Origin of the sequence: Sphaerospermopsis sp. LEGE 08334, assembly GCF_015207205.1 — a bacterium.
GTDB lineage: Bacteria > Cyanobacteriota > Cyanobacteriia > Cyanobacteriales > Nostocaceae > Sphaerospermopsis.
In genome coordinates this window covers 16298-32030 of sequence record NZ_JADEXH010000045.1, presented here as the reverse complement: position 1 = coordinate 32030, position 15733 = coordinate 16298, and the positions used below count along the sequence as shown (strand labels likewise).

Sequence of the window (15733 nt, the reverse complement as noted above, 5' to 3'; positions counted from 1 at the left end):
TCTTGTCTTGGTTTATATTCCCACACTGGGATCTACATTGATATATTTTTCTATAAGCATAAGTAATTCCGTATCTGCAAATGGTTTTGTCAAATAATCTGTAGCTCCAACCATTCTCGCTCGGACACGATCAATAAATCCTTCTTTGCCAGTGAGCATGATAATTGGTACAAATCGAAATGCTGTGGAATGTCGCAGCATGGCGCAAATTTCGTATCCATCCAATTCCGGCATAGCTATGTCGCATAGAATTAAATTGGGTTGGAGTTGAAAAACCAGGCTGAGGGCTTCTAAAGGTTTAGTGATGGAAATCGCTTCATATCCTTGTGGTTTCAAAATTGACTCTACAGTTTCACAGATGGCGATCGCATCTTCAATACATACTATCCGTCCTTTATGGTTGTCTACTTTCTCCCAACTTGGTATTTGATCACCAGGCACTGAAGAAACTGAATATACTAATTGTAGCCACCCCTGTTGTACGTAGGGATATATTGCCTTGGCAACAGTTAAAATATCACGATTCAGATAACGAGCCAATTGGCGTATAGATGTTTTCCCATCCGCCCAATGTTGTAACTTATTCACTGTAGATACTGGTAGTGAATCTGTTAATTTAGCTAGATCAGCCAGCATCGGTAACTGTTCCGGCGATTGAATATGTGGATATAACTGTTTCCATTCTTGCACCTCCTTGGTAATTTTTGTGACCAAAGGCGTAATTTCTAAACTGGTGAGTTGGGGAACAAGTGCTGTCCCTAAATCGAAAATGAAACTGCCTTGGTGTAAGCTCAACAGATCAAACAGTGTCTCATGTACCAAGCCATAAATAATATTCCTAGCTACTTTTGGGCTAATGATATTCTGCTCTAAAAGCGCCCAGATGTAGGCATACTCTGGGGAATTTGTTGATTCTAAGGTGGTAAGTTGCATTTTGTTAAGCCGTTGCTCAACTCGGTAATGACGTAGGTAATCATCAATCCGGGCTAAACTACTTTCACCAGCTTGACAGTAGACGATTTGACCGTTTAGAAAAAATACAAACCAAGATAGTGGCTTACTCTCTCTTGCAGAACGGTGCTTGAAGGTTTCCTCCCTACTCAGTTTGTGGCTTTGGTAACTGTGGTGTGCCTCCACCCACAACTGCCCAGTTCTTTGTCCTAAGGAAATCAGTTGTAGAATACTACAAATATCAATTTCGTTTAAATTTCCCTGCATTTACTTAAAACCCCCCTCCTTGGCATTCAAGAAAGATTACTTTATTTATTGTCACCTTCAGCTTTTACCAGTTTCAAGTAGAATGGCTAGATGATTGTCTCTCACCAATATTCTGAAAACCTAAATATGCTCATTTTTTGATCGAGTTTTGACAAAGTTAGTGTTCACACGGTAGTCATAGTCACTATTATGTATACAGGATATAAAATATGCGATCCGGCTGTACCAAATATCAAGATATCTCAATATGTGAGATATCACTGCCATAAATAGTTTTATCTGTCTTGTGCTGCTAAACTGAGGTTAAACAAGACAAACTAACAGAATAATCTAAGGTATATACCAAAACACAGACGTAAAGTACATCAAAAGGACTAGCGGTGTGCTGTATTTAGCAGAAGTACAAAAGCAGAAAGGTGGTTTACTGAGTGGCGGTTCTAAAACTGAACTCAAACTGCTCGCTTGTCAACGTAGTGACCAGAATTGGAGTAATGTCTCAGAGGAAGCAATTGTGGCTGAGGAAGCCAGCAAATTGAATGATGGCGCACTTGTATTGGTCGAACTGAGTCCGAATCGTCAAGTACAGCGGATTCAGCAAGCCAGTCGTCCGCTAGTAAACATTTTGCAAAGTTTTTCCCGTCAAGTGGAAAAATTTAAGCTCAAGGAAGATGAAATTGACTCGTGGAAGCATTCACTAACACTTCAAGGACAAGAGCTAAATCGCCGAGAAATGGACATGGAAGAGCGGTGGGAACAACTGCAAAATCTAGAACAAGAGGTACAAAGCTTAGAAAAAAACAAGCAGGAAGTTGAAAAATCCCGTGAGCAAATTGACAAGTTGCGGGCAGAAGTTGAACGCAATCGTCAGGAACTCGAAGGTGCTTGGGAGCATTTACGGGGAGAACAACGTCGTCTTGATGAAATGAAAATAGATTCCCACCAGGGAACTATTTTAAATGAGGATCAAAGCCGACAAATTGCTGATTTATTCAATCGCTTATCTCATGGTGTTGGTTCTACGGGAATATTGCGGGAAAACCTGAATTTGGCTTTGGAACTTGTAGAAAAGCAACAAGCAACTCTCAACCCACATTGGCAACAACTAGAGTCGCAGCGTCATTTGGCTCAACAACAACAAGGGGAAGTTGAACAACTCTGCCAAACTTTGAGCGATCGCCAATCTGAACTCCAACAAAGTCAAAATTATTTGCAGGAACAAATAACTCAGTTACAACTGACTAAAACACAACTGAACAGTAAACAAGATTTTCTGGCCATACTCAAAGCACAATTGTCAAATCAAGAATATTTATACCAACAAACCCAGGCTTTTTTAACAATGACTGGGAATATGGTTTTGGAAAGTCAAGTTGATGTAGAAGCTTTGCGGCATCTCCCTCTGGAAGAACTGCAAAAAATTGTACACGATTTACAAAACAAACTAGCAATAGATTCTAGTTTCGTTCAAGACCAGGAACAAGAATTAAATTACAAGGAACAAGCTATACAAGAAATAGAGAAAAAGATCCGCCACGCATCTGGAGATGAACTCAGAAATTTAGCATCAGAACTCGCTGAAGAACAAGACCTCTATCAGATGCTAAATAAAAGTTTAAAACCACAACGCCATAATTTACGAAAACAGGAGCAAATTTTTAAACAACATCAAGCTATTTTACTGCAACGACAAGGACAGTCTGTTCCCCATTCCACTGGTGATAATGCAATTAATTTAGAGTCAATTCTTGCCCAAATTGACACCCAACGACAACAACAATCCCAAGCACTGCAAAAGCTAGAAAGTGAGATTCAGCAACTGAGTGCTGATATTGAAAGCAAGCAAGGGGAAATAGAACATCAAACCCATGAGTTAGAGTCTCAGCGTCAAGAAATTAAATCACTGGAAGCACAATTACTGAACTTGCAAACTACAACTGCTGAATGTTGGGGTAAGGTCAATCTTTATCAAGAAGCTTTACAACCTATTCAGGATTGTTTGGATGGTTTACGGGATAAGCTGCAAGCTGTTGCTGAATCTATAAACCATGTTCAGGAAAATGGTGATTCTCAACTTCAGACTATTACCCAGATGCGTCAGACTATTAAAAGTTTGATTCCTCAATTGGATTTGTTAGCGTCTTAGAAAGGATGAGGATGAAAATCTCACTCATCCTTACTTCTTGATGATACATATCCACTCACCTTGTACTTGAGCGATCGCTCCACCGGGAAAAGGATCAGTTTGAGAACGGTTGGGTGCTGTGATTAAAGCGGTGATTTTTTCAATGTGTTCAAAGTTGGGCGCATCAGGTAATATTTCCTGTAATACCTGACGCATCACCCGACGTTGCAAAGCTAGGGGTTGTTTTTTTAAAAGATGACGATTAAGTTGTAAATCTCCTTTCTCACCCTTTGCTGAGGCTTCTAAGCGCAATTGACGGGCTGTTTGTTCTAGATATTCTACCTCCGCTTGTAATAGTTCTGCTGTTTGTGCTAGGTGAGATTCTACTTGGGGGTTGAAATTTTGCTTGAGATATGGTAAGAGTTCGTTACGTATGCGATTACGGGCATATTGTAAATTTTGATTTGTGGAATCTTCCCAAATGGGCAAATTAAAATCCTGACAAAACTGCTCAGTTTGGTGGCGAGTAACTTCTAAAAGTGGACGTACTAAGGTAATGTTGTCAGTAAGTGGACGTTGCCAAGTTAAAGCTTGTAAACCGTCAGCACCAGTACCGCGCATGAGGTTGTAGAGTAAAGTTTCCGCGCGATCGCTCGCTGTGTGTCCAGTAATGATATATTGATAATTATAAGTTTGGGCAATATTCGTTAAAACCTGATAACGCCAATTTCTAGCTGTAGCTTCACTATTAACAAGATTTATAGCTGTTTCTAAATAAAAAGGTAGATTCCAAGTTTGTGCTAAATTTTGTACATGATCAGCATTAGCTGGAGAGTCAAAACGCCAACGATGATCACAATGGGCTATAGCTAGATTCCATCCCCATTTAGGTTGTAAATCTAATAATAATTTAATTAAGCATAAAGAATCTTGACCACCGGAAACTGCGACTAATAGATTTTGGTGACGCTCAAATAAATGACGAGCGCGGATAGTACGATGTATTTGGGCGTGGAGAGGAGTCCATAAGCTCATTTTTCTGTTGCTGCTAGTGCTTTATTTTACTTGACAGGGATAGATTTAAAGTTTTTGTTAGACACTGTAACAAGAACTACAGTACCCAGGCGATCGCCTGAATCGTAATCAAACTTAATTTCACCATTTTCACCTTGAGCAGTAAACTCCCTACTCCCCAATACTTGCTGTAAACCCTGACGAGTTTGTTTTTGCTGCAAACCAGCAATAATAGCTTGTGTTGCATCATAAGCCATCCCTGTCCGCCAGTTAACCGGACCACCCCAAAAAGATTGCATATTTTGGGCAAAAGACGGATTCACATCAGGATGCCAGGGAGCGACTAGCACTAAACCTTCAACCTGTCCTTGTAATATTTCTTTAGTATATAGAGTTGGTTCGCCAAATAAAACTAATCTACCATTATTGACATTCGCTAAATTAATTGCTGTGTTTAATTGATTAATTTCGGGGTCGATAAACAACCCATTTGCACCCAGATTAATCGCTTGACTTACTGCTGTCACAGCATTGAAATTAGAACTGGATAAATTGCAGTCTATTTCAATTGTTTTCCCACCTTCATTGTTGACAGACTTCCTAAAATCTACTGTAAAAGATTTACTACTAGGATCATCATGAGCATAACAAACAGCTATTGGATTTTTGTTAATAGTTTTAACTGCATATTTGGCTAAAGTTTTTGTCATCTCTCGATTAGTAAATACAGACCGAAAAATGAATTTATTATAATTAGAGAGATTATCACTTGTGCTAGTAGGTGAAACCATCACTAATTGGTCGTTATAAAAGGGTGCTGCTGCCAGTGAAGCTTTACTTGTATTATGTCCTATAACAGCAAGTATTGTAGCATCTTTAACTAATTCTTCAGCTACTTTTTTCACCACCGCTGAATCATTGTCATCATTGATAATTTCTACCAGTAATTTTCGGTTATTAATCCCGGTTTCGTTAATTTTATATTGAGCATAAGCGACTCCCCGGAGGATTTCTTGAGCAATAGGCGGTTGGTTGCCGATGGGTACACTAACGGCTATTTTGAGAGGATTTGATCCGACTTGAACATTATGCAAATAAATAATATTTTCTGGATCATTAGGAAATATATTTTTGGCTTCTGCAAATAGCTTTTTTGCTTCCTCACAATTTCCCTGGGCAAAAGCTTGAGTCCCGGCTTGCTTTTTTTTCACAGATAGTTGAATTTTTTTATTTCTATTCATATCTGTATGATCAGGAATGAGAAATTGTTCTCCAATAAGAGTTTTATTTCCTAAACTAATTCTGTTGTTCAGATCAGTATTTTTGATAATTAGTTGAGGACATGAACTAAGATTCTGTCCACGAGAATTAGTTATAACATTCTCTTGCAGCGTAATATGAGACTCCATTTCAGAAGTAGTAAAAATTAAGTATATAGAAGTAGGAACAATAATTAATAATCCTAAAGCAACAACCAAAGATGTTAGTTTTTTACCAAAACTTCTGTTAATTTTTCTGATCAATCTTTTTAAGCTCATAAGTTTAATTATAATAAATATTTAATCAAAGGTAAAAAGAGAAACCCACCAATCACACAGACGACAACCAAGAAAAACACTTTCCAGCCTAGCGTTAATATATTTACCATAGCTAGTAAAGTCAAGAAAACTAGATTGAGAGCAAAACTTAAAAAAACAATTGGTACAGGAAATAAAGTTGGCTTATTATCTGCTTCAATTTCTTTGATTTCCTGCAAAATTTCTTGCGTATTTCTTGGTCTGTCTCGTGGTTGATGCTCTATTAAATCATCAATTAAATCTTTAAATTCTTCAGAAATTTCTGGAGCTTCATCTCGCCATAATAACTTTGAAGTTCTTGGATCTAGTTGCAAGTTTCCATTTCCAGGATAAATTCCAGTTAGTAAATGAACAAAAGTACGACCCAAAGAAAAAAAATCAGATTGATAAGTTACCCCTATGCCATTTTCTTGTTCTGGTGAACAATAACCAGGTGTGCCAATTTGTGTACCGGGAATAGTTTGCTTTTGACTTTTTTGAGTAGCTTCTTTAACAATCCCAAAATCAATTAATACTAATTGTCCATCAGGTTTTAACATAATGTTATCTGGCTTAATATCCCGATGTAAATAGTTTTGACTATGAACATGATCTAAAATATCAATTAGTTGTTTTAGCCATTCAATAGCTAGTTTGGTGTTAGGAATTTTTTGATTTTGTTTTAGCCATTCACCTAAATCCTGTCCAGCGATTTTCTCCATTACTAAACCATGTAAAATTTCCTGGGTGTGAATACAACGAAATTTGAGATAACCATCCACTTTCACCTTGGGAATTCCTGGATGATTTAATTTTTTCAATACATCATATTCTTGTTCAAAAAGTTCCACCACTTTCGGATTGCTAGAATTTCCGAACCTTAAAACTTTAATGACTTTATGATCACCATTCAAGCTATCTTCTACCTCAAAAGTCTTACCAAAATTCCCATCTCCTAATTCTTGAAGTACATGATAACGATTGTTGATGATATCTCCTGGTTCGATCATAATTATCTCTCCTTTCGGTTAATAAAATATGGGTTTATTTGAAGATTTTAGCATTATATATGGGAGCATCCCAAATGTGTAAATTTGTGTAAATTTATTTTGATCTAACGAACTTAAATGTTCCAAGGGACTGATATGATTGAACCGCAAAGGGCGCAAAGGACACAAAGGTAAGAGAGTTTAAGAGATTTTTTAGTGTTGCTGCTGTCATTTTTTCAAAATTGGGATGCTTCCTGATCTAGACACTTTAAATTTGATACATTATAGTTAATCGGTACAAACATAGCCTCATACTCAGAACATTTACGAGGTACAGATACAACACGGACTATTTGAGAAATATTTTCTTTCCTATCTCCATATTCATCAAAAGAAATAGTCCCAGAAGCTCCTTCTTCAACCTGTAAAGTAGTTAATTGCTGCTGTATATCCAATCTTTGTTTTTGCAAAGAATCATTTATAGATACATTTTCAAGAGCTTTTGCCAACACCAAAATAGCATCATAAGACATCGCAGTTTGAGCATCTATATTACCTGTTCCCCAAAGGTTTTGGGCTTTGCTAATAACCTTTTGATTAGGACTGGTTAAAGGATGCCAAGGGATGGATATTAAAAGATTTTTGACAATATTTTTACGATTGAGTATCTGGCGATCATACAACACCGATTGTCCTCCCATTGGTAATTGATTTTCATTAACATAAATTAGACCTAAAGTATTTTTGAAAGAGAGAGAATTAACATGACCATCGGGGATCAAAATAAGTGATTTAGCTCCTTGTTTTTTAACTTCATTTAATATCTTATTAGGAATAAAATTAGATTTAGATATATCTATTGCAATTATCTTATTTGCATCCAATCGCTTACGAAATTCTTCCAAGGCTGATTTGCTATAGGTGCTACTTGGTGTGTAGAAAATAGCTACTTTTTCTTCGTTAGCTAATTGCAATTTTTCAATCAGTAGAGGAGTCTGAACTTTAACGCTATTAACAGTGCGAAAGAAAAAATTATCTGGATATTTATGACCAGCTAAAATATCTGATCGCAGAGCGGTAGCACCAGGAGAAATCACTACTATTTGATGCTTTTGATAAACTGGTAAAGCAGCTTTAGTGACTTCAGAGGCATAATGTCCAATAACTGTAACTATGTCTTTTTTAGAGAGTATATATTCAGCTAATTTATTGACAGTGTCAGGGTTATTTTTATCATTAACAATGATAATTTTTAGACCTGGATATTTAGGATTTTTGTTAAATTCTTCCTGAACTTGTGCAGCACCCCTTAACCAAGATTCTGCTATACCTTCAGCGTCTCGATTAATAGGAACTGCAACAGCAATAGTGTAACTTTTTTTGCCAGTGACTTTCTCCTGTTGCATCAATTTGGCATTATTGAGGTAGATCAAAAATTCCGGCTTATTTTGTTCTGTCTTTCTCTTTTCAGTAAAATAATTAACAGCTTTTTGCCAGTTACCTGGATGAAAATCTGGAAATTTCTCTTGTGTAAATAAACTTTCCTCACCACAAGATAAATTGTCATTTAGTTCAAAATTTTTACACCAAGTCTTATAAAAATAATGATTATATAACCCAATAAATAAATTATCTTGAGGATGAATAATCCAATATCCCCAAACAGTAAAACTCAATATCAAGATCAAAAATGTTATTTTAGCCCTGATGGTGTATTGACGGAAGTTTTTGCGGATTTTTTTCATGTAATCAACCTTTACAATCAGTTATAACGTCTTTTAATATATTTTTTAATTAAAGGATTCAGAACCCAAAGAATTTTACCTCCTGCTAATATATCAGCTTTTTCAAGCAAACGCACTTGCCATAAATTATCTATCGCTTGACTAATTTCTCCCTTAAAGGGGAAAATTTGAGATATTTGAGTAATTAATAGTGGTTCTGTCGCTATCGCTAATTGTTGCATAATTTGAATTTCTAAGTTTGTTAAATTCACAAAAAGTTTATCAAGTAATCCCATGATCACATCAGGTATATAAATTGTTCCTTCCAAAAATTCATAAATTTGTCCATCGTGAATATTTTTAATTGGTTCAGAAGCCAGAATTAAAGCTAATGGATGTCCTTTGTATGTGTCAATTAGTTGTTCTATTCCTGAATTGACAATTCCCAACTCTGTCAATAGGTTTTTAGCATCTTGAATTTGTAAACCGCATAATGAAAGTTCCTTAATTTGTTGTCTATTGACAAATAAATTCATTACTCTTGGTCTTTGTACACTGGTAAAAACTAAGCAGCTATTATGTGCTAAATCTCCAATTTTTCTTAGTAATAAATCATAATTTTCCGATACTTCACTATTTCCCATCACTCCTTCCCATTGATCAAATATTAATAAACAATGATGCTGATTTAATAAATTAATCAGATTTGTAATTCTTCTATTTATATTTGTTGCTGGATTATTTGGTGCAAAATAGCACTCTATATCAGTTAAAATTTCTGCTAAGGAAGGGGAATATTCAAGACTCTTCCAAATCACATAATCAAAATAATTTTTAACCTTTTCAACTAACTCCCTCACTAGTGCAGATTTACCAATACCATTTATCCCCAAAACACCTACCACACGACAGTTTTCGGTAACTATCCATTTTTGTAAATCAGACAGTTCTTGTTGTCGTCCATAAAAATCACTTACATCTGGTGCTTCCAGCAAATTTATCTGTGAATTTATATGTGAATTTATCTGTGATATGTGCTTAGTGTTCTCTTCTGTGACAAGTTCTTTCTTTTCTTTTAAAAGTTCGTCTAGCACTAACCGACAATTTTTTTTATTTATATCTGTTCCTATGGTATTACCCAGTTTCTTGAATAATTGGGGACCTTTAATAATCATGATGGTACTGGGAGCATAATTGGGAATTTTCATCTTTTTGTATGGTTCACCTTGCAGAGAATATTCCAGAATTGCTTCTTCACAAGGATCTAAATCTAAATCTTGTTCTTTTTCCCGCTTTACCCAATCTTTAAATAGTTTGATTAACTCTTTCCCATCCATAGTCCAGTTTTCTTTCAAGCTCGTATTGTGGATTGTATCTTAATTTGCACTAACTTTATTAACTTTATTAGTTTTATTAGTTTTATGAGCTTAAATACTGATAATTAGTTAGTGATGACAATTACATATAGTAATGAGATACTTTTTTGTGTAAGGACAAAAAAAGAGGTTGTTGTGGTTGATCAATACTCATTCAGGGCTAATATCCTGATCAAGTAATTTCACTGTCAGAATTTGTGAACGTCAACAGACAAGATCATAATTGGCGGTCTGTGCCAGTATAATCACTGTAAATAAAGTACATTTATTTACATATAGTTATGAAGGAGGGGATGATGATGATGCTGGTAACGAGATAAGCTCTGCTAATTCCTATGGTGTCACCGTTGGTTATCGGCAAGTTTGTTAATCATTATACCCATTTTCTGAGATGTTGTCATAAATCAAATCCCTTTAAAAGCAGGGGGGGTAATACAAACGTTATTGATTGCATATTCTACGGTGCATCTGATTTACTCTACTAATTTCATTCTATTGATTAGACTTGTTGTATCCATGTTTATGATATTGCGTCAAGTTGCCAATAAAAAATTAATAATTATTCTCGGTTTAAGATGTCTATTTTGGTAAAAAAAAGAGAGGAATACAAGATATGAATTGTCAGAAAAATGTATGCCTATTCGTTTTAGCAATTGGATTATTTGGCATCAAACCAGCAGATGCTAAAAATGCTTTTATCAAAACTAATTTCACTAACAATTATCAAATTGTTACTCCATCTTCATCATTAAAAATTGCCCAATTAACTGAAGCAATTTCTCCTGTTTATGGAGCATGGAAATTGACATGGAGTGGGCATGGAATTGTTCATCAAGGCGCTCTTGTTATGAATGGGTATTATGGAGTTTTGAGAGTTAATTATTTTGATCCTAATCGAAGACAGAAAGCGACTGTAGATCAAGTAATAAAACTAATGTCTTCATCCCAAGGATTAGTTTTATTAGGAGCTAACCCGGTTTATGCTGGAACTTCTATTCCTCATCCTACTTATGCTGCTGATAATTTTTTATTTTCAATTCAAACTGATGGCTCATTGGTGGCGGTAAATTGCGATGACAAAAAACAGTGTTCTTATGTTGATGTAGAATTTGTTAAATAAAAATCAGGATAATCATACCATATTCAAGGAAGTTATGAACAAAAAAATTAGCGTTTTAGTAGTATTATTTTTCAATTGTGTAGTAGCAAATCCCTCAATTGCTATAGAAAAAAATACTATTTTTATTCCTCAGAAGACTAAGACCATATCTCAGGCTCAAATGGATGTAGCACAATGGATAGGAACTAGAGTTATTAAGCTGCGTTTATCAGATTCTGGTGTGTCAGTTGGTAGCGTTATAGCTTGGGGATTTGGTGGATTAATCCAAAAAAGATCAACTGATTGGGTGCGTTTAGAAATAACTGGTAATCAAGTCAGAGTTATACATACAACAAGAACCACGAATTGGTTGACTCAGTTTTCTAAATGGTGGGATCATCCGGTCAGAAAAATTGCTTTTAAACCAGATTCTTGCACAGTAGATAATGTCCAAAAAACAGATGGATCGGACATCACAAGCAAATTGATAGAACTAAAAAAATTGTATGATTCTAAACTGATAACTGAGAGGGAATATCAAGATTCTCGAAAAATAATTCTCAATCAAATAAATACAACTTCAAATCAAACTACGACGACTAATTCAGATTGTGTGATTGTCAGAGAAAATGGAGTAATAGAACTGAAAGATATTGCTTTATTGACTCAAGGAGAATTTAAAATCGAATATTTAGAAAGCGGGGAATGGAAATATGCAGCTTTTAGAGTACCAGCAAAAGAATATCAATAATAATGAATCAAATTTTAGGATTAGGAGCAATAAGTTATGAAGTTCAATCCCAACTTAAAACCAATTGTAATTTTTCTGTTTCCACTAGCTTTATTGGCAATACAAAATCCAGTAATGGCATTAGTAAATCAAGGAAAATCTGAAATTTTTGATGGTAATTTAGCATTAAATTCAACCACAAAATTCACGAAAAAACAACCCCTAAAAATTGCCATAAATGATTATTATTATGGACCTCAACGAGATTTTGAAATTTGGATGCCTGGAGCGGTGATAGAAAATACTAACAATAGTTTAATGACGATGAATACAACCACCAGAACAGTCTATATGATCTTTCATAAAGACATACCTCTCGATATTTATTCTTTGAGTTCAAAAGACATTCGAGAAGTCCTACAAACTGCTCTGCGACAAAATCTTGATATCAGGGGTAAGGTTGTAAAAAGCACAAATATGGTAATTAAAGGATATCCAGGAATTGATTTATTGATCCAACATTCTGATGGTACTCAAGGACAATATCAAGGATATGTAGTCAGACGAAGACTTTATTTATTGGGAGCTAGAACTGCGTATGAATTAACTACAGAAACAACTAATTTTTTTGATTCTTTTAGAGTTTATCCTAGTCGGATTGTTCATTCTAGGTAGGGTGGTTAATACAGTTGTTTAAGTTTTGTAACCGTTTGTATAAAATCTTCCTTTCTTCCTTTGCGCCTTTGCGTCTTTGCGTGAGATAAAAAAAGATTCCCCCTCTCAACAGAAAGGAGGAATTAATGATCAAAACATCAAAAGCTGAAAGCTGACTGCTGACTGCTGACAGCTAAAACTAGAAAAACCAACCGTAAGAATGTAAACCTTTACCCAAAAGATTCACACCCAAATAACAAATCCAAACTACAACAAAACCACCTGCGGCTAAAATTGCCGGTTTTCTACCTTGCCAACCGCGAGTAATTCTCGCATGAAGATAAGCAGCAAAAACTAACCAAGTAATTAAAGCCCAAGTTTCCTTTGGGTCCCAACTCCAATAAGAACCCCAAGCTTCATTAGCCCAAACTCCACCAGCAATAATACCAATTGTGAGTAGGGGAAAACCCAAACCAATCACGCGATAACTAATATTATCTAGGGTTTCTGCTAGGGTAAGACGTTGAGGAGAAAGAATTTCCGCAGTTGAAATAGGCGCAGTTTTCACCACATCTAAAACAGCAGTACCATTACCGTTGTTATTACTTTCCAACCGGGAAAAACCATTATTTTCCGATGCAGGAGTTAGGGTTTCTGTGACTAATTCTTCAGCCTTGATGAGTTTGTAACCATTGGTGCGATAACCACCATTGCCAAAAGAACTTCCTTGTAATTGAATGTTTTGGCCGCGAGTGACAATTAAAAAAGCGATCGCCAACAAAGAACCCACCATCAAAGCCGAATAACTCAACATCATCACACTGACGTGCATCATCAACCAATTCGACTTTAAAGCCGGTACTAAAGGTTCAGAAACCTGCATTTCTGAAGGTAAGGTTAAAGTAGCAAAAGCTGTAATTCCCATCGCTACAGGAGCAGTTACAACCCCCACTAACCTGCTACGACTTGTATTTTCAGCAATGAGATGGACAGCAGTAATTCCCCAAGTGAGGAAAAATAGAGACTCATAAAGATTGCTGAGAGGAAAATAACCAGCTTCAATCCATCTTGCCCCTAAAAGAGTAGCAATACACAAATTAGCGATCGCCATTCCAGCCGTCCCCAAAGCCGCAGTCACCGATAAACTCGGAAAAGCCGCCCCCACCCAATACACCAGCATAGTGCAGAACAAAACAGCAAAGGAGGCATTATCCAGCCAGTTCTGGAGTACAACCAGATTCATAAACACTTCTCTCCAGTAAATCAGTGATCAGTTCCAGTTAGAAAATCAATTTAACTCAAATACTGATACTTTTTGCTTACAGCATTCCGACTATCCTGATCCTATCTAGTTTTGGTGATAGTTGATAGTTGATAGTTGACAGTTGATTGGGAAAAATAAAATTGATTACCCAGTCCCCAGTCCCTACTTACCCTTTTTCAACTCCAGAAAAATGTCATATTGCTGACTACGATTATCTTTGACAGCAGTTGTCATCCCAACAGTGCGTATTGCTGCTAGTAATGCTTGTTGGTTGGGAGATGCAGTATTGAGAGTAAAACTTTTAACCGCCCGTTCCATATCTAAGAAAAATTGTCCTTTGGGTGGATTAAGTTCAGAGGGAACTGTTTGTTGAAAAGGCAGAGTGCTGGCTAGTGTGTTGTTGGATTTGGGAACGATTTTATCGCTGACAGGAGCGCCCAAAACGAAGAAAAGCACATCCTGATCTAACCAACCATGAGTAGCAGTCAAAGTCCCAAAAGGTGAAATCCAGTTCACAACAGGTTTACCCGCCACAGTACCTGGCTCGACTTTAAACTGGTATTGATTTTTCACCACTTCATCGAGATTTTGTAAAGCAGTTTCCGCAGATTGGCGTAAATTGCCCTGAGAATCACTAGCCTTAACCATAAACACTAAACCAGCCCGAAAATTATCCGGTGCTGCATTTTTTGGCGTATTAGGAATTACAGCAACTGAAAATTCCCCTTTCATCCAACTGAGTAAATCTTTTTCTAAATCCAAATTTGTCAAAGATTTTACACTCTGTCGCAGTTTTTCCGGCTTGATAGGTGACAAAGGATTTCCTTTAGAAGTAGAAACATAGTCTGTCCACAAACGCTGTAAGTTACTGCCAGACAACATCATTAAAGTTTCGCTGGGAAGGCGATTTTGCATACTGCCGGCTTTATTTTCTACCGCCAGCACACGCTTACTATTGGGGTTTAACCAAGAAACACCCTTTAACCTAACTCCTTGTGCTTCTAAGGTAATAGTTCCCGCCACACCTTGATTATTTTGAAGTTGCGTCAGCACCTGAGCAGGTAAACGTCGATTAGGAGCCGCTGCTGCTATTTTGGCAGCTATTGGTACATTGATATAAAATTGGGCAAAAGGTTTATAATTGCTTGTTTTTGAGAAGTTTGTGGCAAAGCCTTCTAATGTTGCTAAAGAAGCTTGATTTTTATAGGCATCAATTGTTCTTTCTGTGGTTTTATCATTATCTGTAATCACGACAAATTGCTGATCTATTAATGCAGCCGAAAGCTTTTGTCCAGCTTGTCCTTGGGTTTGTTTAATCGTGATGCCTTGATAAGTGCGCTCAATCCATTTGCCTTGTTTCAATGATTTAGGTTGTGCCAAAATACTTTTGGCAGTTTCGGGATTTTTGATTGGTAAAACCATCACCATTGACTGTTCATAAATCTCAGCATCCGTCGCTACTTGTTTAGATGTTTTATTCTCTAATGAAGGAGCTAAAACAGCGATAGTTACTTCATCCCCTACCCAGGGTTGAATATCTTTCTCGAAGTTATAACCATTATTAGTTAACAAGCGTTGTTGCAACTTGATTAAATTTTTATCCAGTGCTTTTTGAGTTTCTGGTGTCCCAAACTCCCTTAACTTTTTCCATTGTTGAGTATCCGTTGTCAAAGAAACTGCAAACAAAGCATCTTGAGGAATAATATTTGCACCTACTGGCAAATTTCTAGATAATGGTTGTCCTTGGGTGAAAAACCAATATGCAGCACTTCCAGCACCAATCAATAACCCAGCAGTTGATAGGGTTAGGACTAAAGACGGTTTCTTTTTTTTCTTGATCACACTAGACACAATAGGTATTCCCATGGCAATTTATACCTATAAATAATTGAGAACAAATTACTGATTTGATGTTTTGAATCAAACAAAGTTCATTTAATCTCGCTCAGATTCCCCACTTCTTGAAGAATTAGGGAATCTTATTGTT

The 15733-nt window shown here is 36.3% G+C and carries 13 protein-coding genes; 5 read left to right on the top strand and 8 right to left on the bottom strand.

What is annotated here, in order from left to right:
* Positions 1-12: 12 nt before the first annotated feature.
* Entirely contained in the window at positions 13-1218 is a 1206-nt protein-coding gene (locus IQ237_RS21175) for a response regulator (protein ID WP_194058795.1), read from the bottom strand.
* A gap of 382 nt (positions 1219-1600) precedes the next feature.
* Between IQ237_RS21175 and hmpF the strand changes: the two genes are divergently transcribed.
* Complete coding sequence (gene hmpF / locus IQ237_RS21170; protein ID WP_194058793.1) at positions 1601-3361, top strand: pilus motility taxis protein HmpF; 1761 nt, start codon at positions 1601-1603, stop codon at positions 3359-3361.
* Positions 3362-3391: 30 nt separating this feature from the next.
* On the opposite strand, the gene tilS is transcribed toward hmpF, so the two are convergent.
* From tilS to IQ237_RS21145, 5 genes are all read right to left on the bottom strand, one after another.
* Positions 3392-4375 carry a tRNA lysidine(34) synthetase TilS gene (gene tilS, locus IQ237_RS21165; RefSeq protein ID WP_194058791.1) on the bottom strand — a complete coding sequence of 328 codons (984 nt, stop codon included), beginning with the start codon at positions 4373-4375 and terminating at the stop codon, positions 3392-3394.
* Between the two features lie 26 nt (positions 4376-4401).
* Positions 4402-5892, bottom strand: a complete 1491-nt coding sequence (locus tag IQ237_RS21160; RefSeq protein ID WP_194058783.1) for an ABC transporter substrate-binding protein — start codon at positions 5890-5892, stop codon at positions 4402-4404.
* A gap of 8 nt (positions 5893-5900) precedes the next feature.
* Positions 5901-6920 (bottom strand): serine/threonine-protein kinase, encoded by a 1020-nt coding sequence (locus IQ237_RS21155; RefSeq protein ID WP_194058781.1) that lies wholly within the window; start codon positions 6918-6920, stop codon positions 5901-5903.
* 215 nt (positions 6921-7135) lie between these two features.
* Positions 7136-8644 carry an ABC transporter substrate-binding protein gene (locus IQ237_RS21150; RefSeq protein WP_194058779.1) on the bottom strand — a complete coding sequence of 503 codons (1509 nt, stop codon included), beginning with the start codon at positions 8642-8644 and terminating at the stop codon, positions 7136-7138.
* A gap of 17 nt (positions 8645-8661) precedes the next feature.
* On the bottom strand, positions 8662-9960 hold the full coding sequence (locus tag IQ237_RS21145; protein ID WP_228020559.1) for an NB-ARC domain-containing protein: 1299 nt from the start codon (positions 9958-9960) through the stop codon (positions 8662-8664).
* 262 nt (positions 9961-10222) lie between these two features.
* On the opposite strand from IQ237_RS21145, the gene IQ237_RS21140 reads away from it, so the two are divergent.
* The 4 genes from IQ237_RS21140 (at position 10223) to IQ237_RS21125 (ending at position 12503) form a co-directional block, all read left to right on the top strand.
* Positions 10223-10369, top strand: a complete 147-nt coding sequence (locus tag IQ237_RS21140; RefSeq protein ID WP_194058775.1) for a hypothetical protein — start codon at positions 10223-10225, stop codon at positions 10367-10369.
* A gap of 243 nt (positions 10370-10612) precedes the next feature.
* Positions 10613-11119, top strand: a complete 507-nt coding sequence (locus tag IQ237_RS21135) for a hypothetical protein (protein ID WP_194058773.1) — start codon at positions 10613-10615, stop codon at positions 11117-11119.
* The gene (locus tag IQ237_RS21130; RefSeq protein ID WP_228020558.1) at positions 11109-11849 is read left to right on the top strand and encodes an SHOCT domain-containing protein; all 741 of its coding nucleotides are present in this window, start codon (positions 11109-11111) and stop codon (positions 11847-11849) included. The genes IQ237_RS21135 and IQ237_RS21130 overlap by 11 nt, the downstream gene beginning before the upstream one ends.
* 36 nt (positions 11850-11885) lie before the next feature.
* On the top strand, positions 11886-12503 hold the full coding sequence (locus IQ237_RS21125) for a hypothetical protein (protein WP_194058771.1): 618 nt from the start codon (positions 11886-11888) through the stop codon (positions 12501-12503).
* 178 nt (positions 12504-12681) lie between these two features.
* Here IQ237_RS21125 and ccsB read toward each other — a convergent pair whose 3' ends face one another.
* Entirely contained in the window at positions 12682-13725 is a 1044-nt protein-coding gene (ccsB, locus tag IQ237_RS21120; protein ID WP_194058769.1) for a c-type cytochrome biogenesis protein CcsB, read from the bottom strand.
* A 183-nt stretch (positions 13726-13908) separates the two neighbouring features.
* Positions 13909-15612: a DUF3352 domain-containing protein gene (locus IQ237_RS21115; RefSeq protein WP_194058765.1), complete on the bottom strand. Its 1704-nt coding sequence runs from the start codon at positions 15610-15612 to the stop codon at positions 13909-13911.
* Between the last annotated feature and the right edge of the window lie 121 nt (positions 15613-15733).